Origin of the sequence: Klebsiella sp. 141198, assembly GCF_050600785.1 — a bacterium.
GTDB classification, from domain to species: Bacteria; Pseudomonadota; Gammaproteobacteria; order Enterobacterales; family Enterobacteriaceae; genus Klebsiella; species Klebsiella aerogenes.
Genome location: NZ_JAQIRM010000002.1, coordinates 345,324 through 371,838 on the forward strand (window position 1 = coordinate 345,324; position 26,515 = coordinate 371,838).

At 54.6% G+C, this 26,515-nt stretch carries 24 protein-coding genes and 1 pseudogene; 12 read left to right on the forward strand and 13 right to left on the reverse strand.

The genetic code is table 11. The annotated features are described in order from the left end of the window. Positions 1-442 precede the first annotated feature (442 nt). Genes PGR10_RS07010 through PGR10_RS07030 form a run of 5 tightly spaced genes read left to right on the forward strand, consistent with a single transcriptional unit; the run spans position 443 to position 5,615 of the window. Positions 443-1,015, forward strand: a complete 573-nt coding sequence (locus tag PGR10_RS07010; RefSeq protein ID WP_087860554.1) for a Csu type fimbrial protein — start codon at positions 443-445, stop codon at positions 1,013-1,015. A gap of 20 nt (positions 1,016-1,035) precedes the next feature. Beyond that, complete coding sequence (locus tag PGR10_RS07015) at positions 1,036-1,554, forward strand: Csu type fimbrial protein (RefSeq protein WP_430923241.1); 519 nt, start codon at positions 1,036-1,038, stop codon at positions 1,552-1,554. 17 nt (positions 1,555-1,571) lie between these two features. Then, complete coding sequence (locus PGR10_RS07020; RefSeq protein WP_213316877.1) at positions 1,572-2,324, forward strand: fimbrial biogenesis chaperone; 753 nt, start codon at positions 1,572-1,574, stop codon at positions 2,322-2,324. A gap of 1 nt (position 2,325) precedes the next feature. Beyond that, positions 2,326-4,650 (forward strand): fimbria/pilus outer membrane usher protein, encoded by a 2,325-nt coding sequence (locus PGR10_RS07025; RefSeq protein ID WP_087860551.1) that lies wholly within the window; start codon positions 2,326-2,328, stop codon positions 4,648-4,650. A 17-nt stretch (positions 4,651-4,667) separates the two neighbouring features. Beyond that, positions 4,668-5,615 (forward strand): Csu type fimbrial protein, encoded by a 948-nt coding sequence (locus tag PGR10_RS07030; RefSeq protein WP_087860550.1) that lies wholly within the window; start codon positions 4,668-4,670, stop codon positions 5,613-5,615. 377 nt (positions 5,616-5,992) lie between these two features. Here PGR10_RS07030 and PGR10_RS07035 read toward each other — a convergent pair whose 3' ends face one another. Genes PGR10_RS07035 through yobA form a run of 3 tightly spaced genes read right to left on the reverse strand, consistent with a single transcriptional unit; the run spans position 5,993 to position 7,595 of the window. Beyond that, positions 5,993-6,334: a YebY family protein gene (locus PGR10_RS07035; RefSeq protein WP_430923242.1), complete on the reverse strand. Its 342-nt coding sequence runs from the start codon at positions 6,332-6,334 to the stop codon at positions 5,993-5,995. A 13-nt stretch (positions 6,335-6,347) separates the two neighbouring features. After that, positions 6,348-7,217 carry a copper homeostasis membrane protein CopD gene (copD, locus tag PGR10_RS07040; protein ID WP_213316876.1) on the reverse strand — a complete coding sequence of 290 codons (870 nt, stop codon included), beginning with the start codon at positions 7,215-7,217 and terminating at the stop codon, positions 6,348-6,350. 3 nt (positions 7,218-7,220) lie between these two features. Further along, positions 7,221-7,595, reverse strand: coding sequence for a CopC domain-containing protein YobA (gene yobA / locus PGR10_RS07045; RefSeq protein ID WP_430923243.1), 375 nt, complete (start codon positions 7,593-7,595; stop codon positions 7,221-7,223). A 134-nt stretch (positions 7,596-7,729) separates the two neighbouring features. Here yobA and PGR10_RS07050 point away from each other — a divergent pair, with 134 nt between their 5' ends. Beyond that, a complete protein-coding gene (locus PGR10_RS07050; protein ID WP_015366007.1) occupies positions 7,730-7,960 on the forward strand; it encodes a DNA polymerase III subunit theta in 231 nt (76 codons plus the stop codon). Positions 7,961-8,039: 79 nt separating this feature from the next. After that, a complete protein-coding gene (gene exoX / locus PGR10_RS07055; RefSeq protein ID WP_430923244.1) occupies positions 8,040-8,699 on the forward strand; it encodes an exodeoxyribonuclease X in 660 nt (219 codons plus the stop codon). Positions 8,700-8,701: 2 nt separating this feature from the next. Here exoX and ptrB read toward each other — a convergent pair whose 3' ends face one another. The 3 genes from ptrB to PGR10_RS07070 all read right to left on the reverse strand — a co-directional run bounded on the left by ptrB (position 8,702) and on the right by PGR10_RS07070 (position 12,015). After that, positions 8,702-10,762, reverse strand: coding sequence for an oligopeptidase B (gene ptrB / locus PGR10_RS07060; RefSeq protein ID WP_430923245.1), 2,061 nt, complete (start codon positions 10,760-10,762; stop codon positions 8,702-8,704). A 122-nt stretch (positions 10,763-10,884) separates the two neighbouring features. After that, entirely contained in the window at positions 10,885-11,556 is a 672-nt protein-coding gene (locus PGR10_RS07065) for a tellurite resistance TerB family protein (protein ID WP_113373572.1), read from the reverse strand. 105 nt (positions 11,557-11,661) lie between these two features. Beyond that, positions 11,662-12,015, reverse strand: coding sequence for a YebG family protein (locus tag PGR10_RS07070; protein WP_087860543.1), 354 nt, complete (start codon positions 12,013-12,015; stop codon positions 11,662-11,664). Between the two features lie 136 nt (positions 12,016-12,151). Here PGR10_RS07070 and purT point away from each other — a divergent pair, with 136 nt between their 5' ends. Continuing rightward, the gene (gene purT / locus PGR10_RS07075) at positions 12,152-13,330 is read left to right on the forward strand and encodes a formate-dependent phosphoribosylglycinamide formyltransferase (protein ID WP_430923246.1); all 1,179 of its coding nucleotides are present in this window, start codon (positions 12,152-12,154) and stop codon (positions 13,328-13,330) included. 53 nt (positions 13,331-13,383) lie between these two features. Here the strand turns inward: purT and PGR10_RS07080 are convergent, their stop codons facing one another. The 3 genes from PGR10_RS07080 to zwf form a co-directional block, all read right to left on the reverse strand. Beyond that, the gene (locus tag PGR10_RS07080) at positions 13,384-14,025 is read right to left on the reverse strand and encodes a bifunctional 4-hydroxy-2-oxoglutarate aldolase/2-dehydro-3-deoxy-phosphogluconate aldolase (RefSeq protein ID WP_015366001.1); all 642 of its coding nucleotides are present in this window, start codon (positions 14,023-14,025) and stop codon (positions 13,384-13,386) included. 38 nt (positions 14,026-14,063) lie between these two features. Further along, positions 14,064-15,875, reverse strand: a complete 1,812-nt coding sequence (edd, locus tag PGR10_RS07085) for a phosphogluconate dehydratase (protein WP_430923247.1) — start codon at positions 15,873-15,875, stop codon at positions 14,064-14,066. A gap of 222 nt (positions 15,876-16,097) precedes the next feature. Next, positions 16,098-17,573 carry a glucose-6-phosphate dehydrogenase gene (gene zwf, locus PGR10_RS07090; protein WP_045390321.1) on the reverse strand — a complete coding sequence of 492 codons (1,476 nt, stop codon included), beginning with the start codon at positions 17,571-17,573 and terminating at the stop codon, positions 16,098-16,100. Between the two features lie 319 nt (positions 17,574-17,892). Between zwf and PGR10_RS07095 the strand changes: the two are divergent. Then, positions 17,893-18,797, forward strand: a pseudogene (locus tag PGR10_RS07095) (MurR/RpiR family transcriptional regulator). Between the two features lie 125 nt (positions 18,798-18,922). Continuing rightward, the gene (gene pyk, locus PGR10_RS07100) at positions 18,923-20,365 is read left to right on the forward strand and encodes a pyruvate kinase (RefSeq protein ID WP_015365996.1); all 1,443 of its coding nucleotides are present in this window, start codon (positions 18,923-18,925) and stop codon (positions 20,363-20,365) included. 101 nt (positions 20,366-20,466) lie between these two features. On the opposite strand, the gene lpxM is transcribed toward pyk, so the two are convergent. The 3 genes from lpxM to znuA form a co-directional block, all read right to left on the reverse strand. Then, complete coding sequence (lpxM, locus tag PGR10_RS07105; protein ID WP_430923248.1) at positions 20,467-21,438, reverse strand: lauroyl-Kdo(2)-lipid IV(A) myristoyltransferase; 972 nt, start codon at positions 21,436-21,438, stop codon at positions 20,467-20,469. Between the two features lie 126 nt (positions 21,439-21,564). Beyond that, entirely contained in the window at positions 21,565-22,884 is a 1,320-nt protein-coding gene (mepM, locus tag PGR10_RS07110; protein ID WP_045376156.1) for a murein DD-endopeptidase MepM, read from the reverse strand. Positions 22,885-22,899: 15 nt separating this feature from the next. Further along, positions 22,900-23,844: a zinc ABC transporter substrate-binding protein ZnuA gene (gene znuA, locus PGR10_RS07115; RefSeq protein ID WP_430923250.1), complete on the reverse strand. Its 945-nt coding sequence runs from the start codon at positions 23,842-23,844 to the stop codon at positions 22,900-22,902. A 78-nt stretch (positions 23,845-23,922) separates the two neighbouring features. Here znuA and znuC point away from each other — a divergent pair, with 78 nt between their 5' ends. Continuing rightward, on the forward strand, positions 23,923-24,675 hold the full coding sequence (gene znuC, locus PGR10_RS07120) for a zinc ABC transporter ATP-binding protein ZnuC (protein WP_015705955.1): 753 nt from the start codon (positions 23,923-23,925) through the stop codon (positions 24,673-24,675). After that, a complete protein-coding gene (gene znuB, locus PGR10_RS07125) occupies positions 24,675-25,460 on the forward strand; it encodes a zinc ABC transporter permease subunit ZnuB (RefSeq protein WP_430923251.1) in 786 nt (261 codons plus the stop codon). The genes znuC and znuB overlap by 1 nt, the downstream gene beginning before the upstream one ends. 39 nt (positions 25,461-25,499) lie before the next feature. On the opposite strand, the gene ruvB is transcribed toward znuB, so the two are convergent. Further along, on the reverse strand, positions 25,500-26,510 hold the full coding sequence (ruvB, locus tag PGR10_RS07130) for a Holliday junction branch migration DNA helicase RuvB (RefSeq protein WP_015365990.1): 1,011 nt from the start codon (positions 26,508-26,510) through the stop codon (positions 25,500-25,502). Positions 26,511-26,515 lie beyond the last annotated feature (5 nt).

Here is a 26,515-nt window from a genome sequence, read left to right on the forward strand (position 1 = left end):
CATCATTGCCTTATTTTATTTATCATACAAATATGTATACTAGCGGCTTCCGATGTAGACCCACTTTTCACCTGCACTATGGGTCTGATTACGTGCAGGTGTCTTCTTTCTGCTATTTTTTCACTCTCTCTCCCTACCAACTTTTTCCCTGGCATTTCGCTAAAAATATGCGCCGTACCGATATTTGCAAAAATTGTACTGAGTAATCATCCCTCCTCCACGCTCAAGTTAGCATTTACTAAGAAATTAATGCAAAAAATCAACATAAAACACCATATAAAGAAATTAAATAAGAACATAAAACATAAAACAGCATCAAAGTTAGTCTTTCATAAAAAAATAAGCATTTTTCCCGACAGCGGTTATATGTTGATTAATGGGATTAATCTCATAACCACAAAAACAGGGCTTTACTCAGCGGCTTTCAATCCAGGGGTTCATCATGAACGTCAAAACCATTTCGCGTAGTCTGCTTGGCGGCTTTATCGCAACGGCGCTCCTCATTCAGGCGCCATGGGTCCAAGCGGCAGGACTAACCACCGGCACCTTATCCGGCCAGGTTGGCGTGCAGCTGACTATTGGCTCCGGCTGTACCGTCACCAATGGTTCCAGCGCAAACGGCGTTAACAGCTGGGGCACAATTGATTTCGGTACTTACAGCGATCTGATTAACGCTATTGATAGCAAACTGATCGGCAGCGGCGGCGCCAACGCAGTTTCTATTGTCTGTAGTAACAACCTACCGGCAACGCTAACGCTAAATAACGGTCTGCATATGGGTGCAGGCACGCTACGTAAAATGGAAAGCGCCAATGGCGATCAAATTGCCTACCGTCTTTACTCAAATAGTACCCGACAGGCCGAATTTACCAGTGCCGGAATCGGCATTACTGGAACAGGTACTGCTCAGGAGATCCCAATTTATGCTCGCGTGCTGCCAGCAGACCAAGGAGGCGTAACCGCCCCCGCTACCGGTTTTTACCAGGATATGGTGACCGCAACATTAACCTGGTAACGGTCGGAGAAACGGACGTCATGCTGCGCTCAATTGGGCTGTTATGTGTATTTATCTCGTCAACAAGCGTATTGGCCGACACTGCGCAGAAAAGTTTTAAAGTGACGGCGCAGATTACCACCGGCTGCCTGCTTGGCAGCGGAAGCGGAACGCCTGCCTCTGACTTTGGCACTTTAAACTTTGGTTCTATGTCGTCGCTGTATAGCAACGTGGATGTCGCCAGCTCCGCCGGAGCTGGTTCTATCATCGTGGCGTGTACGCCGGGTATGGCTATCTCCGTAGCGCTCGATTATGGCGTCAACGGCGGCTCATCATCCCAACGCTTTATGTCCAACGGCAGCGGCAATACGCTGGCGTATCAGCTTTTTCAGGACTCTAACCGCTCTACCGTTTGGGGTACCGGCGCTCAGGCCTACAGCGTCGCGTCCTTCCCCAATACCACACAAACTTATACGGTTTATGGCCGCCTTTTTGCCACGAATGGCTTCCCGGCGCAGGGTTCATATACCGATACCGTAACGGTCACATTGACCTATTAAAATAAGACAGGCTGAATATGATTCGTCGTAGCATTGCCGTAGTGTTGCTGAGTTTATCAATAGGTCCGGGCGCATGGGCCGCTAGCTCAGTGCTGGTCTGGCCCATTTTTCAAACCATCAGCGCCAACGAGAAAGGCTCTGAGCTGTGGCTGGAAAACCGCGGTGCTAGCGCGGTGAATTTACAACTGCGCATCTTCGGCTGGGATCAAAAAGAATCCAGGGATGTATACGCCGATCAGAGCGATGTGGTCGCCAGCCCGCCCTTTGCCAATGTGCAGCCGGGGCAACGTCAGCTTATTCGTCTGATGCGCGTGTCGCCGGTCGCCAGCGGTGAGGAAAAATCATATCGAATTGTCATTGATGAAATCCCTGCGGCTCAGCCGGTAAAGCAGACCGATAAAAGCTCTGCAGGCCTCAATATGCGCATGCGCTATGTGCTGCCGCTATTTACCTACGGGCAAGGAGCCGAGCCGCTGAAGCTGGAAAGCAGCGTTGAGCCGATACGTACTTCACTCAACTGGTCCCTTAGCGGCCAAAATCTGTGTATTAACAATGCCGGGAATCAGCACGCCAGATTGAGCAGCGTTTACTGGTCAACATCTGCAGGGAAACCGCAGAACGAACAAACCCAGGGGTTATTGGGTTATATACTGGCGAAACGTCGCGTCTGTTTCCCGACACCAGCCCGCGCGGCGAACGCATCCGGCATGCGCCTGTATGCAAAATTGACAGATAATAGTCAGGCGGTGGAAATCCCGGCAGCGCGTTAATATGAGGTTCCTTACCGGGTCCGGCGGTCTGCTGACTATTGTTTCGGCAACAGCCTGGTCGGCTACCTACGACTCATTGCCTGCGCCTGCTGCTGCGCTTAGCCAGCAGCAGGAGTATGTGCTTTACTTGGGCATTTCCGTTAACGGCAATACCCCCGTGGGAACCGTGCCGGTTAAAGTGGTAAACGATCATTACTGGGTTTCCGCCGCAGAACTAAAGCAGATGTGGATCCCAGTAAATGGCAATGAAACGCTGGTCGACGTCGGCCAAATAGCAGACGTGAAGGTGGCCTACGATCAACCAGGCCAGATGCTGAAGTTAACCGTCCCGGATAGCTGGCTACCCGATCAACATATCGGCAATAGCAGCGAGCAAGAGTATCTGCAGGCAATCAGCACCCCCGGGCTACTCTTTAATTACGATTCCTATAGTCTGGCTTCTTCTGGCGGCGACCGCGCCACTAGTACCTCAACGGAATTTCGCTTTTTTGGACCGGCGGGCGTCTTTTCTAATAATGCGGTTATCAGACAGAACTGGTCATCTCGCCATGATGATAGCCAGCAGGGCTATATCCGCTACGATTCGCTATGGAAATATAGTGATCCGGGCAGCATGATCAGCTATCAGGCGGGCGACGTGGTCAGTAATGCTTTAACCTGGAGTAGTTCGGTACGTGTTGGCGGTATTCGCCTCAGCCGTAACTTCTCGGTTCGCCCGGATCTGGTCACTTATCCATTACTCAATCTTTCCGGAAGCGCGGCGGTACCCTCCAGCGTCGATCTGTTTATCAATGGCTACAAAGCCAGTTCAACGCAAATTAACGGCGGCCCATATACCCTAACCAATGTGCCCTATATCAGCGGCGCTGGCGAAGCCACCATTGTCACGACCGATGCGCTTGGCCGTCAGGTCTCCACCAGCGTACCTTTTTACGTTTCCAACACCCTGTTGCGCCAGGGACTCAGCGATTTTGATTTTACGCTCGGTGCGTTGCGTAACAATTATGGCGTTAAAAACGCTGACTACGGTGCAGGCGCCGTCAGCGCTATCTATCGCTACGGATTAACCAACTGGCTTACGGTATCAACGCATACTGAAGATCGGCAAGGATTAACTAACGCCGGTATCGGTAGCGATTTCGGTATCGGCACGCTGGGCACGTTAAGCCTGTCAGCCAGTACTAGCCAGGGCGACGATCGAGGCCGGCAATATTCCGCTGGCTACTCGTATTACGGCAATATTTGGGGGATGAACTATCAGCATATTCAGCGTAGTGAGAATTTCGCTAATCTTAGCAGTTATCGTTCGACGGCAACGCTCAGCCGTAAATCAGACCAGGCCACCTTAAGCCTTAGCCCGTGGGGAAAAACCCTTGGTTCATTTAGTCTGGGTTATTTCGATATTCAGGCGCAGGACGATAGCCGCACCCGGCTCATGAACTTCTCATGGAGTCGCAGCCTGTGGCGGAACAGCAGTTTTAACATCAGCATCAACCGCGATTTACAGGCAAACACCTATTCCAGCATGATGCAGATAACCATTCCCTTCGATAGTTTCGGTTCAATACAGTTGAGCGGTCAGCGCGCCAGTTCCGGCGAGTGGGGGCAAAATGTCGCCTACACTCGTTCAGCACCTGCAGAGGGTGGATTCGGCTGGAACCTGGCCCACTCCATCAGCGGCGATCGTTACAGCCAGGCCGATATGACCTGGGTGAATGAAGTTTCAACCTTAAGCGGCGGTTATTACGGTTCACAGCATAATAACCAGGGCTGGTTTGAAGCGGCAGGCTCGGTCGTGCTGATGGACAGCAGTCTGTTCCTGGCTCGCCGAATTAGCGATTCATTTATCGTCGTTTCGACTGCCGGCTACCCGGATGTCGCGGTCAATTATGAAAACCGCAAAGTCGGGACCACTGACAATAGCGGCCACCTGCTCATTCCGTGGGCCACCTCGTGGTATCCGGGTAAAGTAACCCTCGATACCTTGCCACTGCCAACGGACGTTGAGGCACAGGTAGTGGAAAAACGCATTGCGGTGAGGGAAGCCAGTGGCGCACTCGTTGATTTCCCGGTCACCCGAGTCCGTTCAGCCTCGATAACCCTGGTCGATAAAATGGGACAGCCGCTGCCGTTGGGCACGCTGGTTGAGGAGAGCAGCAGCCAGCAGTCAGGGCTCGTGGGCTACGATGGGCTCGTGTGGTTTAGCCATCTGAGCAGACAAAACAGATTAGTGATTCACGCCGCCGCCGGCGAGTGTACGGCACAATTCGAACTACCTGAATCAACCCCCGTGCCGCAACGTATCGGCCCACTTAGCTGTGGTTAAGAATCAACGGAGATGCGATGAGATCGATTATCTGGTTATGTTCATTACTGTTTATTTTGGGCTACAGCGGATTGATATATGCCGATTGCAAGATTAAACCAAGTTCGCCTAACTTTGGCTCAGTGAGATCTTTTGACGTAGCCGCAACCCCGCAAGGGGTCAGCGCCGGCGCGGGCTTTAGCTGTACCAACCTGCTTTCGCTTTTTTCGACCAGTACCATTACCGCAACTATCAAAGATTCCGCCAATAAAAGTGGCAAAATCCCGCGACTTTATAACAGTGCTAACAACGCCTGGATCCCATATCGCGTTTGTAAAGACGCCAGCTGTAATCCAGCGTATCAAATTGATGGCGCCATCCCCTGGACTATTAACGCTCTGCTTGATCTATTAGGTTTATTTAACACCAGTGACGGAACCATTCCGCTTTATTTTCAGACCATGGCCGGAAGTAACATTCCTGCGGGCACCTACAACGACACACTGACCATTGAGTGGAAATATCATTATTGTCTGGTAGGCGCACTGGGGCTCTGCGTTGCGGACGATGGCACGCTAACCTCACAGGTTCTTCTAACCATGAACGTGACCAACTATTGTTATATTGATAACGCGCCAGATGTCGCGTTCTCCCCTGCTGCTCTGGTCGCCGCTATTCGCGAGGTCAGCGGCCAGTTAACCATCCGCTGCACGCAAAATGCGGCTTACAGCATCAACCTCTCCAGCACCAATGCACTTAACGGCAGTTGGCGGCAAATGAGTCAGACGATTAATTCCACTAGTTATTTTCTGCAATATCAACTCTACAAAATGGACGGTAGTGCTTGGACGCCGACCGCTAATGTCAGCCTGAACGGAACCGGTGGCGCGCAGCAAACGAACTTCACGGCCAGAGTGAACGCTTCGCAGAGTAATCAACCTGCTGGCGTGTACAGTGATACGGTGTTGGTCACCGTGAGCTATTGATTATGTTGTCACGTTTTTTTGTAAAGGGAATGTTAAGGATAATTTTGTTGTGATATAAGGGGAAAAGCTCGCCGTGCAGCAACGCCGGGCATAATGAAATGGATTTTTTAACTTGCTGAATAATACATAAAAAGAGACCGAACACGATTCCTGTATTCGGTCCAGGGAAATGGCTCTTGGGAGAGAGCCGTGCGCTAAAAGTTGGCATTAATGCAGGCTAAGTCGCCTTGCCTTATAAGAATAGTTGACTGTGACAGGTTTTCCAGTCCGCGACAAAAGCGGTTGAAAAATTGCTGACAAATAACAAAAAACCGCCGCGTTCTCTTACCAAACGCCGGCGGTTTTTTACCTTTAAAACAAAGTGATATAGGTCATTATCAACAAAGCTTTTGCGCTCGTTCGATAAATGGCGCCAGGCTCATTTTTTGCCCCGGATGCTGCGGGTCGTCGGCCTGGATGACAGAAATCGGCTGAGCGCTGGTCTTGCCGGCCTTCACTTCCTGCTCGGCGATATCATTCAGCGGATACTGCACCAGGGTGCTCGGGTTGATGGCGTACAGCGCATTACCCGGGCGGCAGGTTAACATGACTTCTTCACGGGTGAACGCCCAGTTGTCCTTACCCACTTCAAAACGGCTCACGGTAATCACCTGTGGCGCCGCCAACGCGGCGCCTGAGCTTGCCAGTAACAACATTGTCAGAACGATTTTTTTCATCATTTAGCCAGTTAATTCAATTAGGTTGCCAGGTCGCGAACAGGCTGACGGCTAGTACTGCCAGCGCGGCAAGCGCCATTTCCAGCTGTGTAGTGCGTAAAATAGTTCGTTCCGCCCACGAGCCGTTACCTGACATTCGCGGTACCAGAACATACCTGTTCACCAGCGCAATTGCTACCATCCCGGCGACCAGTGCACATTTGAACAACAACATCACTCCCCACGGTGAATCGCCAATCAGCCGCCCCTGTATCAACAGCGTATTGCCAATCCCGCTGGCAATCGCGCCAGCCACGGCCAAATGCCCGTAACGTGAAAAGCGCATCATGGCGGTTATGGCTACCTGACGCCAGCGCCCGCGCGCCAGCCGCAGGCAGTAGACAAATGGCAGCAGCCCACCGGCCCACGCAGCGACGCAAAACAGATGTAGCGCGTGATTAGTACGCTGTAATGCGCCAGTCCAACCATCATGCATCGCCGCATGCCCCACGCCTGCCATTAACAACAACTGCGCGCAAAATAGCAGCAACAACAGACGCGCCGGGCGACGCGGTTTGATCCACGCAACAGTCAGCGCAATCCACGCCAGTACCATCTGCCACAGCCAGACGCCGCCAAACTGCGTCCCGATAACAGCGCGCCAGATTGCAGGTTGCCAGACATCGTTCCAACCATCGCCCATCAACCCGCCCTGCGCCATCAGCATCAAAGTGGCTGAAATAGCGCTAATCATTAGCAGGTAGCGCAGCAGTGGATAAAAACGCTGCATCAACAGGCGACGCAGCGAGACTGGCGCCCACCATGCGCCGTACAGCGCGCAACCGAAGGCCGTCATCAATGAGATGAAGTGGACAAACCGCAGGCCGACATATATTCCCGACAGCATGGTTTATTTCACGCTGAAGTGGTATTGCCCTTTGGTCTTATGGCCGTCAACGGAGACCACATGCCACTCTACGGTGTACTCGCCCGCCGCCAGCGGTTCATTCAGCGGCAGCGTTAATTGCGCTTTATTACCGTCGCTACGGGCCAGTTTGCCGGTAGCCACTGGTTTATTCTGCGGACCGCTGAGGGATACGCCGCTGAAGGAGAGCTCGACGCCTTCACTAAACGTTAACGTGAGCGCCTGCGGCGAAGCGAAGACCGTCGAATCGGCCGCCGGGATTTGTTGTTGCAGATGAGCATGAGCAAAAGCGCTGGTGGTGGTTAACATAGCGCTGAAAAATACGGCGGCGTATAGCGCGCGTCCGGCGATGTTTCGCATAAACGTCATTCCTTTTTGTTATGTATGTTGGACAGAGAATAACCCTGTATAATGGCATAGTCGAGCTAAGCATCCGGGACTTGCCTTTCAGCGTCACGCTTAGTAACTTTTGCGCCGTAATGAAGGAGGTACTGATGGCAAATAATCTGGCAAAAATTTCGCAAGATGAAATGGACAAGGTCAACGTTGACCTCGCAGCGGCCGGCGTCGCCTTTAAAGAACGCTACAATATGCCCGTCGTTGCCGATCTCGTCGAACGAGAGCAACCCGCTCACCTGCGCGACTGGTTTCGTGAACGACTGATCGCGCACCGTCTGGCATCCGTGTCACTTTCCCGCCTGCCGTATGAACCGAAAGCGAAATGATTGCTCATTCCTTGAGGATACCCCCATTGGCAACCGCCGCGCATTCTATTACGCTGGGGTTTTTGGCGAGGAGTAAGCCATGCTGCGCGTAATCGATACCGAAACCTGCGGTTTGCAGGGCGGCATTGTTGAAATTGCCTCCGTCGATATCATCGACGGCCAGATAACCAATCCCATGAGTCATCTGGTGCGCCCTGACCGCCCAATCAGCCCGCAGGCAATGGCAATCCATCGCATTACTGAAGAGATGGTGGCCGATAAGCCCTGGATTGAAGAAATCGTGCCGCACTACCAGGGCAGCCCATGGTATGTCGCCCATAACGCCAGTTTCGATCGCCGGGTATTACCGGAAATGAACGGCGAGTGGATTTGTACTATGAAGCTGGCGCGCCGCCTGTGGCCGGGGATTAAGTACAGCAATATGGGGTTGTATAAGTCGCGCAAGCTGAGCGTAGCTACCCCGCCGGGTTTGCATCACCACCGCGCGCTGTACGACTGCTATATCACCGCCGCCTTACTGCTGGATATTATGCAGGTCTCCGGCTGGTCGCCGGATGAAATGGCCAACATTACCGGCCGCCCGACGCTGCTGACTACCTTTACCTTCGGCAAATATCGCGGCAAAGCGGTGTCGGAAGTGGCGGAAAACGATCCAGGCTATTTACGTTGGCTGTTCAATAACCTGGACCGGATGAGCCCGGAACTGCGTCTGACCCTTAAACACTATCTCGGCGAGTAACGCTACACTTCCACCTTGCCGGGCAAAGTCCCCTGCGCGAGGGCGATTAAAAAGGCGTATTCCAATGCCACGCCCTCGTAGCTTTTAAACCGTCCCGACTTGCCGCCATGCCCGGAATCCATATCGGTACATAGCAGCAGCAGATTGTCGTCGGTTTTCAGCTCGCGTAGCTTCGCCACCCACTTCGCGGGCTCCCAATATTGCACCTGCGAATCATGCAGCCCGGTGGTCACTAGCATATGCGGATAAGCCTGGGCAGATACGCCATCATAGGGGCTATAGCTCTTCATATAGTGATAATAGGTTTCGTCCTGCGGGTTTCCCCACTCCTCAAACTCACCGGTAGTGAGCGGAATAGATTCGTCGAGCATGGTGGTCAGTACGTCAACAAACGGCACCTGCGCCACTACGCCATGGAACAACTCCGGTCGTTGGTTAATCGCCACGCCCATCAGCATGCCGCCGGCGCTGCCGCCCATGCCATAACATAATTTAGGGTCGCCATATCCCTGCGCCAGCAGCGCATCGCAGACGTCCAGATAATCGTTAAAGGTATTCTTTTTGTTGAGGAATTTGCCGTCTTCATACCACTGCTGGCCAAGTTCGCCGCCGCCGCGAATATGGGCTATTGCAAAGACAAAACCGCGATCCAGCAGGCTCAGACGGCTGGCGCTAAAATCGGCGTCCATGCTGGCGCCGTAAGAGCCATAGCCGTACACCAGTAGCGGGTTGGCCCCTTTACGAAAGTGTTCGCGGTGATAGACCAGCGATACCGGCACTTCCACGCCGTCACGCGCTGTCACCCACAGATGTTCGCTGCGATAACAGGCAGCGTCAAAGCCCTGCACTTCCTGTTGTTTGATAACCCGTCGCTCGCCGGTATCCATATCCAGCTCAAACAGCGTATCCGGAGTAGTCATCGATGAATAACCATAGCGTAGCCGCGAGGTCTCCGGTTCCGGATTATAGGCAAGCCAGGTGACGTAGGCGGGATCGTCAAAGGCGATACCTACTACTTCTCGCGTTTTACGGTTGATTTGCCGCAGGCTGGTCAAGCCACGCTGACGCTCCTCAACCACCAGCCAGTCGGTGAATAGAGTAAAGCCTTCGAGCATCACGTCAGGACGCGCTGCGATCAGCGTCTGCCACTGGTCTTCATCGCGGAGCACGGTGCGGTAAAGCCCGAAGTTTTTGCCCTCGCGATTAGAACGCAGATAAAACGCGTGCTGATAATGGTCGAGGCTATATTCATGATCCTTACGTCGTGGCAAAAAACACACCGGTGCCGCATCGGGAAGCTCCGGGTTAAGTAATAACACTTCGCTGGTGGTGGCGCTGGCAAGATAAATCACCACAAACTGCTGGGAGGTAGTCTTATGCACGCTGACGTAAAACGTGTCGTCTTTCTCTTCGTAGACCAGGACATCGTTATCTGCGGTGGTGCCAATGGCATGCCGCCAGACCTGATAAGGCAGCAGCGTCGTCGGATGTTTGCGCACATACCACAAGAAGCGCGAGTCGTTGCTCCAGGCGAATCCTGGCGTGACGTTTTCCAGGATTTCAGCCGACCATTCGCCGCTGTTCAGATCCTTAAAACGTAAGCCATACTGACGCCGTGAAAGGTAATCTTCCGCCACCGCCATCAGCTGGTTGTTCGGCGCGACGCCTAATCCGCCGAGAGTGTAGAATTCGCTTTTCGCCGCCCTCTGGTTGGCGTCGAGCAAAATCTCCCATTCATCCCACTCTTCTTTGAGCACTGACTGACGTTGGTAAATCGCGTATTCACAGCCGGGTTCATAGACCTGACGATAGCGGTAGCCATTTTTGCTATAAGGTGCGGAGACCTCCCGCTGCGGAATGCGATCGATGATTTCTTTCAGCACCCGCTCCTGCAGGCTGCTTTGCGAGTCCATCACCTTTTTACCGTAGTCATTTTCCTGATGGAGATAATCCAGCACTTCCGGGCGCGCGCGTTCGTCATCGCGCAGCCAGTAGTAATTATCGATGCGAGTGTCGCCATGTAGCGTCATGGCGTGGGGGATCCGTTTGGCTTTCGGTAGCATGCGTTATTCTTCTGCGTCTTATTATGGAATCACAAAATCACTCAGGGCATCGTGCGCCCTGAACGATGTCGTGTCTATAAGGGTGGCAAAAGTGGCCAGCGATGCAAGCGGAACGCTCTCTTTTAAGAATCAAGCGCCTGCTTTTGCGCCTGAACATCGCGTTCTATCTCTTCGCGGACATCTTCAGGCAGTTTGAGCGCGTCACCGAGCGCATCCAGGTAGCTGCGCTCCATAAAATGGTCGATATCAATTACCGCACAGCTGAGGTAGTAAATTTCCAGCGCTTCTTGCCCATCGCGCACGCTTTGCGCCAGCCGCTGCGGGTCGAGCGGCTGGGTTAAAACCCTGTCGATCAACACCCGGCCCTGCACGTCGATGTTCGCCGCTCGCAACTGCTCTTCTATATGCTGACGTTCACGCTCGTCAATATGACCGTCGCTTTTGGCGGCAAAGACTAGCGCGGTAATCAGCCGCTCGCTGCGCGCATCAAGCACAACCGGTTCCTGGGCAGGCGCTGTTGATGTCTGTGTCACGATATCCGCCTGCTGGCCGCGCATTTTTTGCTGATACTTATTCCACAGCACGCTGCCTGCCACCGCGCCGCCGCCAACCAGCAGCGCGCCGGTGCCATATTTCGCCAGCAGCTTGCGCGATGACTTGCTGGCGACCAATAAGCCCGCAAGACCGCCCAATGCGCCGGGCAGCAGGTTTTTAGCGGATGACGACTTTTCAGCGGAGACGGGGTTACCCTGCTGGCCCAGCAGGGACTGAAGTTGATTAAGCCAGTTAGCCATAACATTCCTCATAGCGCGAGATGCGATGCCATCAGCCTAAACGACGAGACGTCAGGAAATGTTATGGCTGGCTAAAGATGCGAAAATTTCCGTTGCGCCCGGTTATCAGGCAGCTTTCACTTTCCGCGGTTTTTTTGCGGCGCCTTCTTCGGCGGAAGAGGACTCAGCCTCGGCAATTGCCGACTCCGGCATTTCTGCCGCCGCCTCAGCATGATCTTCTGCTTCCGGCAATTTCCCTGACTTCAGAATGTGGTGTAAGGCGTCTTTGCGCTCGGCCAGCCACATCGACATATTGTCACGCTGAGCTTCATCTAATTCCAGCGGGCACGCGACCAGCCAGTCATTGAGCACCTCTGCCAAATCGAGCATTTTGTCGTAAGCATCGGCCTCTTTTTTGCTGGCAAAAGACATTTTTTCCTCACCTTCACGGATCACGACGTATTTGATTTCAACCGCCATTGTGCAGCCTCTTTATACTGTATTTATATACAGTATATCAAATTTCGCCGCCGTTCTCAACTTACGCGTATAAAGACAGACGCAAACGTTTTCGTTTATAATGCGCGGCATGTTCTGTTTACGCTGAGAGTAGATTATGACTTTATTAGGTACCGCGCTGCGCCCCGCGGCCACGAAGGTAATGTTGTTAGGTTCCGGCGAGCTCGGAAAAGAAGTCGCCATTGAATGCCAGCGGTTGGGTATTGAAACCATCGCCGTCGACCGCTATCCCGATGCGCCGGCGATGCAGGTGGCCCATCGTTCTCACGTCATCAACATGCTGCACGGCGACGCGCTGCGTGAACTGATCGCCTTAGAAAAACCGGATTATATCGTGCCGGAGATCGAAGCCATTGCTACCGACACTCTGGTTGAACTGGAACAAGCCGGGCAAACAGTAGTGCCGACGGCGAGAGCCGCGAAACTCACCATGAATCGTGAAGGCATTCGCCGGCTGGCGGCCGAAGAGCTGCAGATCCCCACCTCTGCCTATCGTTTTGCCGACAGTGAAGAAGGCTTCCGCGCTGCCGTCGCCGAAATTGGTCTGCCTTGTATCGTTAAGCCGGTGATGAGCTCCTCGGGTAAAGGCCAAAGCTTTATCCGCTCGGCTGACCAGCTCAGCGCCGCCTGGCAATACGCTCAGCAGGGCGGGCGGGCGGGCGCCGGACGCGTCATCGTCGAAGGGGTGGTAAATTTTGATTTTGAAATTACGCTGCTCACCGTCAGCGCCGTCGACGGCGTCCACTTTTGCGCCCCGGTAGGCCATCGTCAGGAAGATGGCGACTACCGTGAATCCTGGCAGCCCCAACAGATGAGCGATCTCGCGCTGCAACGCGCGCAGGAGATCGCCCGCAAAGTGGTGCTGGCGCTGGGTGGATATGGGCTCTTCGGCGTTGAATTGTTCGTTTGCGGCGATGAGGTGATCTTCAGCGAAGTCTCCCCTCGCCCACACGATACCGGTATGGTCACTCTGATCTCGCAGGATCTATCGGAATTCGCCCTGCACGTTCGCGCCTTCCTTGGCCTGCCGATCGGCGCCATCCGCCAGTATGGCCCGGCGGCATCGGCGGTGATTTTGCCGCAGCTAACCAGTGAGAACGTGACCTTTAGCAATTTGCAGGCCGCCGTCGGCGCGGGTCTGCAGTTGCGCCTGTTCGGTAAACCGGAAATCGCCGGCGCGCGTCGCCTGGGCGTTACGCTGGCGGTTGCTGATAACGTCGATGAAGCCATCAGCCGCGCCAAAACCGCCGCCGCCGCGGTTGTCGTGAGGGGATAAAAAAAGCCCGGTCGCTCACGCGCGCCGGGCTTCAGTCATTTAAGGCGCAGAAATTATTTCGCGCCTTCTACCGCTTCGCGGGCCAGTTTGGTGATGCGATCGTAGTCGCCATTTTCCAGCGCGTCGGCTGGAACCAGCCAGGAGCCGCCGATGCACAGCACGCTGTTAAGCGCCAGATAGTCGCGGTAATTCGCCGGAGAGATGCCGCCGGTCGGGCAAAAACGAATGTGGCCGAATGGACCCGCAATCGCCTGCAGCGCTTTCACGCCGCCGTTCGCTTCCGCCGGGAAGAATTTGAACTCTTTCAGGCCATACTGCATGCCCAGCATCAGCTCGGATACGGTGCTAATACCCGGGATCAGCGGGATAGTGCCTTCGCCGGTCGCCGCTTTCAGCAGGGATTCGGTCAGGCCCGGGCTAATAGCGAACTGCGCGCCTGCTTCAGTAACGGCTTTCAGTTGCTCAACGTTGGTCACGGTGCCGGCGCCGACAATCGCCTCCGGCACTTCTTTGGCGATAGCGCGGATAGCTTCCAGCGCGCACTCGGTGCGCAGCGTGACTTCCAGAACGCGTACACCGCCTGCAACCAGCGCTTTCGCCATCGGCACCGCGTGTTCCAGCTTTTTCACCACGATAACCGGTACGACCGGGCCGTTAGTCAGGATTGCTTCTGCAGTTGTTTTCCAGTTTTTCATCAGAGTTTTCTCTCGCCAGATCTACAAATCGAATCGTCTTAAAAAGTGATGCAGGTTGCGCCCTGCTCGGCTCCGGAGAGCTTCTCGCGCAGCGCGCCGAACATCTCGCGGCCGGTACCGACCCGCGAGCTGCTCAGGTCAGGAATATGCGGCTGGCGGGCGGCCAGTTCGGCTTCATCGACCAGCAGGGTCAACTCGCCGGTCTGCCCGTTAACGCGAATGATGTCGCCATCGCGCACTTTCGCCAGCAGCCCGCCATCGTAGGCTTCAGGAGTAACATGGATGGCTGACGGTACCTTGCCTGATGCGCCGGAAAGTCGGCCATCGGTGACCAGCGCAATTTTGAAACGGCGGTCCAATAATACACCAAGTGGCGGCATAAGTTTATGTAATTCTGGCATGCCGTTCGCTTTCGGCCCCTGATGGCGTACGACGACTACGCAATCTTTATCCAGCAGCCCCGCTTCAAACGCGGGTAGCACGTCGTGCTGGCTCTCAAAGACGACCGCTGGCGCTTCGATAATCTGGTTCTCAACCGGCACTGCGGAGGTTTTCATTACCGCACGACCGAGGTTACCGCTCAGCACTTTGGTACCGCCATGGCGGGAGAACGGTTTCTCGAAGGTAGCGATGACCTGATCGTCAAGTGGCGCGGTCGCCCCTTCACGCCAGTCCAGTTCGCCGTTATTCAGCCATGGTTCCATGGTGTAACGCGACAGCCCGAAGCCGGCAACCGTGTTGACATCTTCGTGCAGCAATCCGCCTTTCAGCAGCTCGCGAACCAGTACCGGCACGCCGCCTGCCGCCTGGAAGTGGTTAATGTCCGCCGGACCGTTTGGATACAGACGCGCCAACAGCGGCACCACATCGGAAAGATCGGAGAAATCATCCCAGTTAATGATAATGCCCGCCGCGCGCGCCATTGCCACCAGATGCATCGTGTGGTTGGTGGAACCGCCGGTCGCCAGCAGCGCAACGATACCGTTGACCACCACTTTTTCGTCAATCATTTTGCCCAGCGGCATCCACTCATTGCCGTTACCGGTCATGCGCGTCACCTGACGCGCGGCGGCGCTGGTCAGCGCTTCGCGCAGCGGAGCGTCCGGATGAACAAACGAGGAACCAGGCAACTGCATGCCCATAAACTCAACCACCATCTGGTTGGTGTTGGCGGTACCGTAGAAGGTACAGGTGCCCGGCGCATGATAAGAGTCGGCTTCGGATTCAAGCAGCGCCATACGGTCAACCTTACCTTCGGCGTACAGCTGACGAATGCGCACTTTTTCTTTATTCGGCAGGCCGCTGGCCATCGGGCCAGACGGAATAAATACCGACGGCAGATGGCCGAAGGAGAGCGCCGCCATGGTCAGTCCGGGAACAATTTTATCGCATACGCCAAGATACAACGCGCCGTCGAACATATTGTGCGACAGACCGATGGCGGCAGACATGGCAATCACTTCGCGGCTCAACAGCGACAGTTCCATACCATCCTGGCCCTGCGTCACGCCGTCACACATTGCCGGCACGCCGCCGGCCACTTGCCCTACCGCATTGGCGGAGTGCAAGGCTTTGCGAATGATATCCGGATAATGTTCATAAGGCTGGTGGGCGGACAACATATCGTTATAGGAGGTGATAATGGCGATGTTGTTGCGCAACATGCTCTTCAGCGACGCTTTATCTTCTGACTGACAGGCGGCAAAACCGTGCGCCAGGTTGCCGCAGGCCAACTGTGAACGATGGACGGTATCGCTTTTGGCTTGATTAATCCGTGCGAGGTAGGCTGAGCGGGTTTCGCGCGACCGTTCGATAATGCGATTTGTTACCCGTAACATTGTCGAATTCATAGAGGCTCCTCAAAATTTATCTGTCCGGCCACCGCGCGATGACGTCGAAGAATGGTGTAAATGGCACCACCACTGGGGCTCAGGGGCAAAATGTCTACGGGCAGTGTAATAAAAAAAGCCCCGGGGGTGAATCCTCCCGGGGCTTAAAAGATTAAAAATTATGCGCCAGACTGCGCCAGATCATGTTACCGGTAAAATAACTCTCCCGGATTAACGATACACTTACTCGAATTCGTTCCAGGAACGGCCATCGCGGGTGATCATCGCCACCGACGCCACCGGTCCCCAGGTCCCTGCCTGGTAAGGCTTCGGCGCGTCGCCGTCGGCCGCCCATGCGCCGGTAATGGAGTCAACCCACTTCCACGCTTCTTCTACTTCATCGCGACGCACGAACAGAGCCTGGATACCGCGCATGGTTTCCAACAGCAGGCGTTCGTAGGCATCCGCCAGGTGAGTTTGATTGAAGGTTTCGGAGTAGCTCAGATCCAGCTTGGTGATCTGCAGATTATGCTTGTGATCGAGGCCTGGAACTTTGTTAAGCACCTGAATATCCACACCTTCATCTGGCTGCAGACGAATGGTCAATTTGTTCTGCGGCAGCTCCTGCCAGGTCTCTTTGAACAGGTTCAGTTCCGGAGTTTTGAAGTAAACTACCACTTCGGAGCATTTCGTCGGCAGGCGTTTACCGGTACGCAGGTAGAACGGAACCCCAGCCCAGCGCCAGTTATCGATATCCACGCGGATGGCCACAAAGGTCTCCGTATTACTGGATTTGTTAGCGCCCTCTTCTTCCAGATAGCCCGGTACTTTTTTGCCTTGCGCAAACCCGGCGGTGTACTGACCGCGGACGGTTTTCTCACGCACGTTCGAGCGATCGATACGGCGCAGCGATTTCAGCACTTTCACTTTTTCATCGCGGATGCTGTCGGCAGTCAGATCGGACGGCGGCGACATGGCGATCATGCACAGGATCTGCAGCAGATGGTTCTGGATCATGTCGCGCATCTGCCCGGCTTGATCGAAATAACCCCAGCGGCCTTCAATACCCACTTCCTCCGCAACGGTGATTTCAACGTGGTCAATGGTGCGGCAGTCCCAGTTATTGACGAACAGGGAGTTAGCAAAGCGCAGCGCCAACAGGTTCAGTACCGTCTCTTTGCCCAGGTAATGGTCGATACGGTAAACCTGGCACTCTTCGAAATACTCACCCACCTGGTCATTAATTTCACGCGAGGTTTCCAGCGAGGTTCCGAGCGGTTTTTCCATCACCACCCGCGCGGGCTTGGCATTCAGCTTCGCTTCGCCCAGACCTTTGCAGATAGCGCCGAATGTGCTGGGCGGCATCGCGAAGTAGTTAATGGTGACGCGGTTTTCCTGATCCAGCATTTCGCCCAGACGCGTAAAACCGCTGGTATCGTTGACATCAAGGTTACAGAAGTCCAGACGACCGCTCAGGGTATCCCATAGACCTTCGTCGATTTTCTCTTTCATGAAGGTTTCTAACGCTTCACGTACGACTTTAGTGTAAGCGTCTTTATCCCAATCGGCGCGACCTACGCCGATGATGCGGGTTTCAGGGTTAATCTGGCCAGCCTTTTCAAGCTGATACAGGGAAGGCAACAGTTTACGGCGCGCGAGGTCACCTTTCGCGCCGAAAATGACCAGATCGCATGCCTGGGCCGTTTGCGTTACCGCCATGTCATTCTCCTCAGTTGATAGTCTGGTGCTTATGCCAGGCTAAATTTGTAATTTTCTTACGCTGCACTGTACTGTGTTTACGAATTTCCTGAAACCCTTGGCGGTGCTTTCCCGACGTTACCGCACATAGAGGAAAAGCGTTCGCCGACAAATTGGGCATCAGGCTAAGAATGTTCGTTGTTTCGTCTGGTTTTCAGTTAGTAAAATACGACTCTGATCATGTAATGAAAAAAAACGACATTTTTTCTCGTCATTCCTCACCGCTTCTGATTGCGGAGGGGTATATTCTTGCTAAAACGCCTGATGATTTCACCCATTAATGAAATCGTTTCCATTGATGAGCGCCTGTAAACAATGAACATGCTGGAAAAAATCCAGTCCCGACTGGAAAACCTTAGCAAATCTGAACGCAAAGTGGCGGAAGTCATTCTTGCCACCCCGGCGCAGGCCATTCACTCAAGCATTGCGGCCCTGGCGCTGGAAGCCGGCGTCAGCGAGCCGACCGTAAACCGATTTTGTCGCAGCCTGGAAACCCGGGGCTTCCCCGATTTTAAACTGCATCTGGCACAAAGTCTGGCACACGGTATCCTCTATGTTAACCGTAATGTCGATGAAGACGACAGCGTCGAATCCTATACGGCGAAAATTTTCGAATCGGCGATGGCCAGCCTCGATCAGGTGCATCACGCGCTGGATATGTCGGCGGTCAACCGGGCAGTGGATCTGCTTACCCAGGCGAAGAAAATTTCCTTCTTCGGCCTGGGGTCTTCAGCCGCCGTCGCACATGACGCGATGAATAAATTTTTCCGTTTTAACGTCCCGGTCATTTACTCCGACGATATTGTCCTGCAGCGCATGAGCTGTATGAATTGTAACGATGATGACGTGGTGGTCATCATTTCACACACCGGGCGCACCAAAAGCCTGGTTGAACTGGCGCAGCTGGCGCGTGAAAACGATGCCATGGTCATTGCCATTACGTCAGCCGGCACCCCGCTGGCGCGGGAGTCGACGCTGGCCATTACTCTGGACGTCCCGGAAGACACCGATATTTATATGCCAATGGTGTCGCGTCTGGCCCAGCTCACGGTAATTGATGTGCTGGCGACCGGCTTCACCCTGCGCCGCGGAGCAAAATTCAGAGATAACTTGAAGAGGGTCAAGGAAGCGCTGAAGGAATCGCGCTTTGATAAAGAACTACTCATGAGTAGTGATAAACAATAATAGTCATTATAAGTCAGAGACCAATTATGTCTCGGCAGCGTAGCAGTTCCGCCCGTTAGCGGATTTGGCGCTACCGAATCCATGTTCACGCAACACCAAAGTTGTTTTAGTCAACGGAGTATTACATGTCCAGAAGGCTTCGCAGAACCAAAATCGTAACGACCTTAGGTCCGGCAACTGACCGCGATAACAACCTCGAAAAGGTTATCGCCGCGGGCGCTAACGTCGTACGCATGAACTTCTCTCACGGTACCCCGGAAGATCACCAGCTCCGCGCAGACAAAGTCCGTGAAATTGCAGCAAAACTGGGCCGTCACGTAGCGATTCTCGGCGACCTGCAGGGGCCGAAAATCCGCGTCTCTACCTTCAAAGAAGGCAAAATTTTCCTTAACATTGGTGACAAATTCCTGCTCGACGCCAACCTGGGTAAAGGTGAAGGCGATAAAGAAAAAGTCGGCATCGACTATAAAGGCCTGCCGGCGGACGTCGTGCCAGGCGATATCCTGCTGCTCGACGATGGTCGCGTGCAGCTGAAGGTCCTGGAAGTACAGGGGATGAAAGTTTTCACCGAAGTTACCGTTGGTGGCCCGCTATCTAACAATAAAGGTATCAACAAACTCGGCGGCGGGCTGTCTGCAGAAGCATTAACCGATAAAGACAAAGCCGACATCGTTACCGCCGCAAAAATTGGCGTTGATTACCTGGCGGTCTCCTTCCCGCGTTGCGGCGAAGACCTGAACTACGCTCGCCGCCTGGCCCGTGACGCTGGCTGCGATGCGAAAATCGTCGCCAAAGTCGAGCGTGCGGAAGCGGTCTGCGATCAGGATGCCATGGACGACGTTATTCTCGCCTCCGACGTGGTGATGGTGGCTCGCGGCGATCTCGGTGTGGAAATCGGCGATCCGGAACTGGTGGGTATCCAGAAGGCGCTGATTCGCCGCGCTCGCCAGCTTAACCGCTCGGTCATCACCGCCACGCAGATGATGGAATCGATGATCACCAATCCAATGCCGACCCGTGCGGAAGTCATGGACGTGGCGAACGCCGTGCTGGACGGTACCGATGCCGTAATGCTGTCCGCAGAAACCGCTGCCGGCCAGTATCCGTCAGAAACCGTCGCCGCGATGGCGCGCGTGTGCCTGGGCGCAGAGAAGATCCCAAGTCTCAACGTTTCCAAACACCGTCTTGACGTCCAGTTCGACAATGTCGAAGAAGCGATTGCCATGTCGGCGATGTATGCGGCCAACCACCTGAAAGGCATTACCGCGATTATCACCATGACCGAGTCCGGCCGCACCGCGCTGATGACTTCGCGTATCAGTTCCGGCCTGCCGATTTTCGCCCTCTCCCGTCACGAGCGCACCCTGAACCTGACGGCGCTCTATCGTGGCGTGACGCCGGTGCATTTCGATAGCCATAACGACGGCGTTGCCGCCGCGCACGATGCGGTTAACCTGCTGCGTGATAAAGGCTATCTGGTCTCCGGCGACCTGGTGGTCGTCACCCAGGGCGACGTGATGAGCACCATTGGCAGCACCAACACCACCCGTATTCTGACCGTCGAGTAATCGCCTTCAGTGATGGGAAAGCCTCCTTATGGAGGCTTTTTTATGCTGGTTATTCTGGTAAATACAGGCGCCATAGCCCTGCTCAGCGCAGCACATACAGCTTACTTCTTCGGAAACAGTTCTTTGCGCTTATAAGGCTCAGTTTCGCCCGGCTTACGCGTCTTCAGCAGTTTCAGGATCCAGGTATACTGTTCGGTGTGCGGCCTGACGAAAATCTCAACCTCTTCGTTCATACGACGCGCAATCGTCGTGTCATCGGCTTCCAGCAGATCGTCCATCGGCGGGCGTACCAGTACCGTCAGACGATGCGTTTTACCGTCATACACCGGGAACAGCGGCACTACGCGCGCACGGCAGACTTTCATCAGACGGCCAATCGCCGGGAGCGTCGCTTTGTAAGTCGCAAAGAAATCGACAAATTCGCTATGCTCGGCGCCGTGATCCTGGTCGGGCAGATAATAGCCCCAGTAGCCCTGGCGCACCGATTGAATAAACGGCTTGATACCATCGTTACGCGCGTGCATGCGCCCGCCAAAACGACGGCGTACGGTGTTCCAGACGTAATCAAAGACCGGATTTCCCTGGTTATGGAACATCGCCGCCATTTTTTGCCCGCCTGAAGCCATCAGCATCGCCGGAATATCCACGCCCCAGGCGTGCGGCACTAAAAAGATGACCTTTTCATTATTACGGTGCATCTCGTCAATGATCTCTTTCCCCTGCCAGTCAACGCGGGACATCACGCGCAGCGGGTCGCGCATGCCGAGTTCGGCCATCATCACCATTGCCTGCGGAGCCGACATATACATCGCATCGATGATAGCTTCACGCTCTTGTTCGCTTTTTTCCGGGAAGCAATACAGCAGGTTAATCTGCGCCCGACGACGGGAGCTTTTTGCCAGACGGCCTACAAAACGCCCCAGTTTGCCGAGAATGGGGTCGCGGAAAGAGGGAGGCGTCAGCGCGATTCCGGCGAAGGCGAAAACGCCCAGCCACGCGCCCCAGTAGCGCGGCAGTAAAAAAGATTTCTCAAATTTGGGGATAAATTCAATGTTATTTTTTTTCGTTTCCATGCCCGGTCCGCAGAAGGTCTGCTCAATCAATAAAGATAATGGCTTAGTTTAGCGATACGTCACTCATCGCACAAAAGAAAAAGCCGGCGCATAGCGGGCACCGGCTTTCAGTGAAGATAATTCAGACTAATCAAAGCGCAGTTGCGGAATAACCTCTTTGGCCTGCGCCAGGTAATCGGTACGGTCGGAACCGGTTAAACCTTCGGTACGCGGCAGTTTTGCCGTCAGCGGGTTAACCGCCTGCTGGTTGATCCAGACTTCATAGTGCAGGTGCGGGCCAGTAGAACGCCCGGTATTGCCCGACAGCGCGATACGGTCGCCGCGTTTCACTTTCTGCCCCGGTTTCACCAGCAGCTTACGCAGGTGCATATAACGGGTGGTATAGGTGCGGCCATGACGCACGGCAACATAGTAGCCTGCCGCGCCGCTGCGTTTCGCCACCACCACTTCACCATCGCCGACGGAAAGCACCGGCGTGCCCTGCGGCATAGCGAAGTCAACGCCGCGATGCGGCGCGACGCGACCGGTCACCGGATTCAGGCGACGCGGGTTGAAGTTGGACGACACGCGGAACTGACGCGAGGTCGGGAAGCGCAGGAAGCCCTTCGCCAGGCCCGTACCGTTGCGATCGTAGAATTTGCCATCTTCGGCACGGATCGCGTAATAGTCTTTGCCATCGGAACGTAAACGCACGCCTAACAGCTGGCTCTGCTCGCGCTTGCCATCCAGCATTTCACGCGACATCAGAACCGAGAATTCATCGCCTTTTTTCAGCTTACGGAAGTCCATCTGCCACTGCATCGCTTTGATGACCGCGCTGATTTCCGTACTGGTGAGGCCAGCATCACGAGCGCTGGAGACGAAGCTGGCGCCAACGGTGCCTTTCAGGACGTTATTGACCCAATCCCCTTTCTGCAGCTCGCTGCTCATTTTAAAGCCATTGGCGACGCGATTATAGGTACGCGTCTCGCGGCGCGACATCTCCCACGTCAGGCTTTGTAGATCGCCATCGGCGGTTAGCGTCCAGGAGAGCTGTTGTCCGATTTTAAGATTACGCAGCTCTTTATCAGCAGAGGAGAGTTGAGCGATGTCGCCCATATCAATACCGTACTGATTAAGAATACTGCTCAGCGTATCGCCCGTGGAAACCACATATTCATGGCCGCCGGAGTCGCTATCGGATTTATCGTCGAGCTCGTCCTGCGGGATAGCTTCTTCTTCCTGCGGCGCCTGATCGATGGGTTCGGAAGCTTCCGGCAACAAAGAGCGGATTTCGCTTTTTTCCAGCTCAATCGTTCTGACTATCGGGGCTGATTCCGGGTGGTAGATGTAGGGCCGCCAGACGGCGACCGCTAATGTTAGAACGCTCAACGACCCCAGCATAACGCGATGAGGTCGCGGCAAGTTGTTGAATGCCTGAGTGACAGCGCGGGCTATCTGTTGCACGTATTCACTTCCTCGTTAATCTCCTTTCAGGCAGCTTGAATACTGATGCCCCAACTGGCTCAGGAACTGTGGGTAACTGTCTTTACCCAGTTTAATTCCGATTCCAAGTGGATCCAGGGTTCCCATGCGCACGGAGGTCCCCCTGGCAACAGCTTCGATAACCGCTGGCCTGAATTGTGGCTCAGCAAAAACGCAAGTCGCTTCTTGCTCAACCAACTGTGTTCTTATTTCGTGTAAACGCTGCGCACCAGGCTGGATTTCAGGATTGACGGTAAAATGCCCCAACGAGGTCAAACCGTAATGTTTTTCGTAGTAGCCATAGGCGTCATGAAAAACGAAATATCCCTTACCTTTCACCGGCGCCAGCTCGTTACTCACCTGTTTGTCGGTTGCGGCTAATTTTGCCTCAAATTCCTTCAGGTTGGCGTCAAGTTTGGCTCGACTCTGCGGCATAAGTTCCAATAATTTATCGTGGATTGCAACCGCTGAGAGCCGCGCTATCTCTGGGGAGAGCCACAGATGCATATTGTAAATGCCGTGATGGTGATCGCCGTCACTTTTTTCGCCATTAGCATGTTCGTGACCATGTTCGTCATCGTCATCATCCGTCCCTTTGATGAGCAACGGTTTCACCCCATCCAACTGCGCGATGGTGACCTTTTTCTGCTCCGCAATGCTTTGCGTTGACTTGTCCATGAATGCTTCCATTTCTGGACCAATCCACACCACTAAGTCTGCGTTCTGTAAGCGTTTTACATCAGATGGGCGCAGGGAATAATCATGCTCGGAAGCACCGTCAGGTAGCAAAACCTGGGTATCCGTTACGCCATCGGCGATAGCGGAAGCGATAAAGCCAAGGGGTTTCATGGAAGCGACGACGGCAGCATGAGCCACCGGGGCATGAGCGAACAAAAAAGCGGCGCTAAGTCCAGCGCAAAGAAGCGTATTTTTATGTAACATAATGCGACTAATCATCGTAATGAGCGAAAGTGATGTGATATTATAACATTCAATCGCTAGTGCAACCCCTAATTTGACATGACGAATCTTGTAACGCTGGAAAAAGTCGCGGTCGTCTACGGCCAGCGGCGCGTGTTGTCTGACATTTCGCTAACGCTAAAACCAGGCAAAATTTTAACGCTTCTTGGCCCAAATGGCGCCGGGAAATCGACGCTGGTGCGCGTAGTGCTCGGCCTGGTGACGCCGACAGAAGGTGCTATCCAGCGCGAGAAAAATCTGCGTATCGGCTATGTGCCGCAAAAACTGCATCTTGATGCGACCATGCCGCTGACGGTCAGCCGCTTTATGCGCCTACGTCCCGGTACCCGCAAACAGGATATTATGCCGGCGCTGCAGCGCGTGCAGGCCGGGCATCTAATCGATGCGCCAATGCAAAAGCTCTCCGGCGGCGAAACCCAGCGCGTGTTGCTGGCGCGCGCCCTGCTGAATCAACCACAACTGCTGGTGCTGGATGAACCTACCCAGGGCGTCGACGTCAATGGGCAGGTGGCGCTGTATGATTTAATAAACCAACTGCGTCAGGAGCTGAACTGCGCGGTCTTAATGGTTTCCCACGATCTGCACCTCGTCATGGCCAAAACCGATGAAGTGCTGTGCCTGAACCAGCATATTTGCTGCTCCGGAACCCCGGAAGTGGTCTCGATGCATCCGGAATTTATCTCCATGTTCGGCCCGCGCGGCGCGGAACAGCTTGGCATTTATCGTCACCAACATAATCACCGCCACGACCTGCAGGGGCGGATTGTACTGCGTCGGGGAAATGGTCGCTAATGATTGAATTACTGTTACCCGGCTGGTTAGCCGGCATGATGCTCGCCTGCGCGGCAGGCCCCCTGGGTTCGTTCGTGGTCTGGCGGAGAATGTCCTACTTTGGCGATACGCTGGCGCATGCTTCGCTGCTTGGGGTGGCGTTTGGTCTGCTGCTCAACGTGAATCCGTTTTATGCGGTTATCGTGGTCACGCTGCTGCTGGCGGGCGGCCTGGTGTGGCTGGAAAAACGCCCTCACCTGGCGGTCGATACCCTGCTGGGTATTATGGCCCACAGCGCGCTGTCGCTCGGTCTGGTGGTGGTGAGCCTGATGTCGAACGTTCGCGTCGACCTGATGGCCTATCTGTTTGGCGATCTGTTAGCCGTAACCCCACAGGATTTAATCTCCTTTGCATTAGGCGTAGTGGTGGTGGTCGCGATATTGCTCTGGCAATGGCGTAACCTGCTGGCGATGACTATCAGCCCTGATTTAGCGTTTGTTGACGGCGTGAAGTTGCAGCGGGTTAAACTGTTGCTGATGCTGGTGACGGCATTGACTATCGGCGTGGCAATGAAATTCGTCGGCGCGCTGATCATCACTTCGCTGTTGATAATCCCGGCCGCTACCGCCCGCCGCTTTGCCCGCACGCCGGAACAGATGGCCGCAGTAGCCGTTGGCGTGGGTATGCTGGCGGTAACCGGGGGATTAACCTTCTCGGCGTTCTATGATACCCCTGCAGGCCCTTCGGTTGTGCTGTGCGCAGCGGCGCTGTTTGTTCTGAGTATGACGAAGAAAGCGGCGAGTTGATTGAGAGACTACCCGGTAGCGGAAAGCTACCGGGTTTCATCAGGGCATTTCCGGCGGGGTAATACCGAAGTGATTCCAGGCGCGCACCGTCGCCATTCGGCCACGCGGCGTGCGCTGCAGGAACCCCTGCTGAATTAAGTACGGCTCCAGCACGTCTTCAATGGTTTCGCGCTCCTCGCCGATAGCCGCCGCGAGATTATCGAGGCCGACCGGCCCACCGAAGAATTTGTCGATTACCGCCAATAGCAGCTTGCGATCCATATAATCAAACCCTTCGGCATCCACGTTGAGCATATCCAGCGCCTGAGCGGCGATCTCAGCGGAGATAGTGCCATCGTGACGGACTTCGGCGAAGTCGCGCACCCGGCGCAGCAGGCGGTTGGCGATACGCGGCGTACCGCGCGCGCGACGGGCGACTTCCAGCGCCCCTTCTTCGCTCATCTCCAGCCCCATATGACGGGCGCTGCGGCCAACAATGTGCTGCAGGTCCGGCACCTGATAAAACTCGAGGCGCTGTACGATACCAAAGCGGTCGCGCAGCGGTGAAGTCAATGAACCAGCGCGGGTGGTCGCGCCAATCAGGGTAAACGGCGGCAGATCGATTTTAATCGAGCGTGCGGCCGGGCCTTCGCCAATCATGATATCCAGCTGGTAATCTTCCATCGCCGGATACAGTACCTCTTCCACTACTGGCGAAAGGCGGTGGATCTCATCAATAAACAGGACATCATGCGGCTCAAGGTTGGTCAGCATTGCCGCCAGGTCTCCGGCCTTTTCCAACACCGGGCCGGAGGTGGTGCGCAGATTCACGCCCATTTCGTTGGCGACGATATTGGCAAGCGTGGTTTTCCCCAAACCCGGCGGGCCAAAAATCAGCAGGTGATCGAGCGCATCGCCGCGCAGTTTCGCCGCCTGGATAAAGATCTCCATCTGCGAACGCACCTGCGGCTGGCCGACGTACTCTGCGAGCAATTTGGGGCGGATAGCGCGGTCAGCGGCCTCTTCGAAACCAATGCTGTCGCCTGATACCAGCCGATCTGCTTCAATCATCCCTT

Coding starts and splice junctions, on each gene's coding strand:
- znuB (WP_430923251.1), top strand. CDS start 24,675: ATGATTGAATTACTGTTACCCGGCTGGTTAGCCGGCATGATGCTCGCC.
- ruvB (WP_015365990.1), bottom strand. CDS start 26,510: ATGATTGAAGCAGATCGGCTGGTATCAGGCGACAGCATTGGTTTCGAA.
- PGR10_RS07020 (WP_213316877.1), top strand. CDS start 1,572: ATGATTCGTCGTAGCATTGCCGTAGTGTTGCTGAGTTTATCAATAGGT.
- znuA (WP_430923250.1), bottom strand. CDS start 23,844: ATGTTACATAAAAATACGCTTCTTTGCGCTGGACTTAGCGCCGCTTTT.
- PGR10_RS07025 (WP_087860551.1), top strand. CDS start 2,326: ATGAGGTTCCTTACCGGGTCCGGCGGTCTGCTGACTATTGTTTCGGCA.
- PGR10_RS07035 (WP_430923242.1), bottom strand. CDS start 6,334: ATGATGAAAAAAATCGTTCTGACAATGTTGTTACTGGCAAGCTCAGGC.
- zwf (WP_045390321.1), bottom strand. CDS start 17,573: ATGGCGGTAACGCAAACGGCCCAGGCATGCGATCTGGTCATTTTCGGC.
- edd (WP_430923247.1), bottom strand. CDS start 15,875: ATGAATTCGACAATGTTACGGGTAACAAATCGCATTATCGAACGGTCG.
- copD (WP_213316876.1), bottom strand. CDS start 7,217: ATGCTGTCGGGAATATATGTCGGCCTGCGGTTTGTCCACTTCATCTCA.
- ptrB (WP_430923245.1), bottom strand. CDS start 10,762: ATGCTACCGAAAGCCAAACGGATCCCCCACGCCATGACGCTACATGGC.
- exoX (WP_430923244.1), top strand. CDS start 8,040: ATGCTGCGCGTAATCGATACCGAAACCTGCGGTTTGCAGGGCGGCATT.
- PGR10_RS07080 (WP_015366001.1), bottom strand. CDS start 14,025: ATGAAAAACTGGAAAACAACTGCAGAAGCAATCCTGACTAACGGCCCG.
- purT (WP_430923246.1), top strand. CDS start 12,152: ATGACTTTATTAGGTACCGCGCTGCGCCCCGCGGCCACGAAGGTAATG.
- yobA (WP_430923243.1), bottom strand. CDS start 7,595: ATGCGAAACATCGCCGGACGCGCGCTATACGCCGCCGTATTTTTCAGC.
- PGR10_RS07065 (WP_113373572.1), bottom strand. CDS start 11,556: ATGGCTAACTGGCTTAATCAACTTCAGTCCCTGCTGGGCCAGCAGGGT.
- PGR10_RS07015 (WP_430923241.1), top strand. CDS start 1,036: ATGCTGCGCTCAATTGGGCTGTTATGTGTATTTATCTCGTCAACAAGC.
- pyk (WP_015365996.1), top strand. CDS start 18,923: ATGTCCAGAAGGCTTCGCAGAACCAAAATCGTAACGACCTTAGGTCCG.
- PGR10_RS07050 (WP_015366007.1), top strand. CDS start 7,730: ATGGCAAATAATCTGGCAAAAATTTCGCAAGATGAAATGGACAAGGTC.
- PGR10_RS07030 (WP_087860550.1), top strand. CDS start 4,668: ATGAGATCGATTATCTGGTTATGTTCATTACTGTTTATTTTGGGCTAC.
- znuC (WP_015705955.1), top strand. CDS start 23,923: ATGACGAATCTTGTAACGCTGGAAAAAGTCGCGGTCGTCTACGGCCAG.
- lpxM (WP_430923248.1), bottom strand. CDS start 21,438: ATGGAAACGAAAAAAAATAACATTGAATTTATCCCCAAATTTGAGAAA.
- PGR10_RS07010 (WP_087860554.1), top strand. CDS start 443: ATGAACGTCAAAACCATTTCGCGTAGTCTGCTTGGCGGCTTTATCGCA.
- PGR10_RS07070 (WP_087860543.1), bottom strand. CDS start 12,015: ATGGCGGTTGAAATCAAATACGTCGTGATCCGTGAAGGTGAGGAAAAA.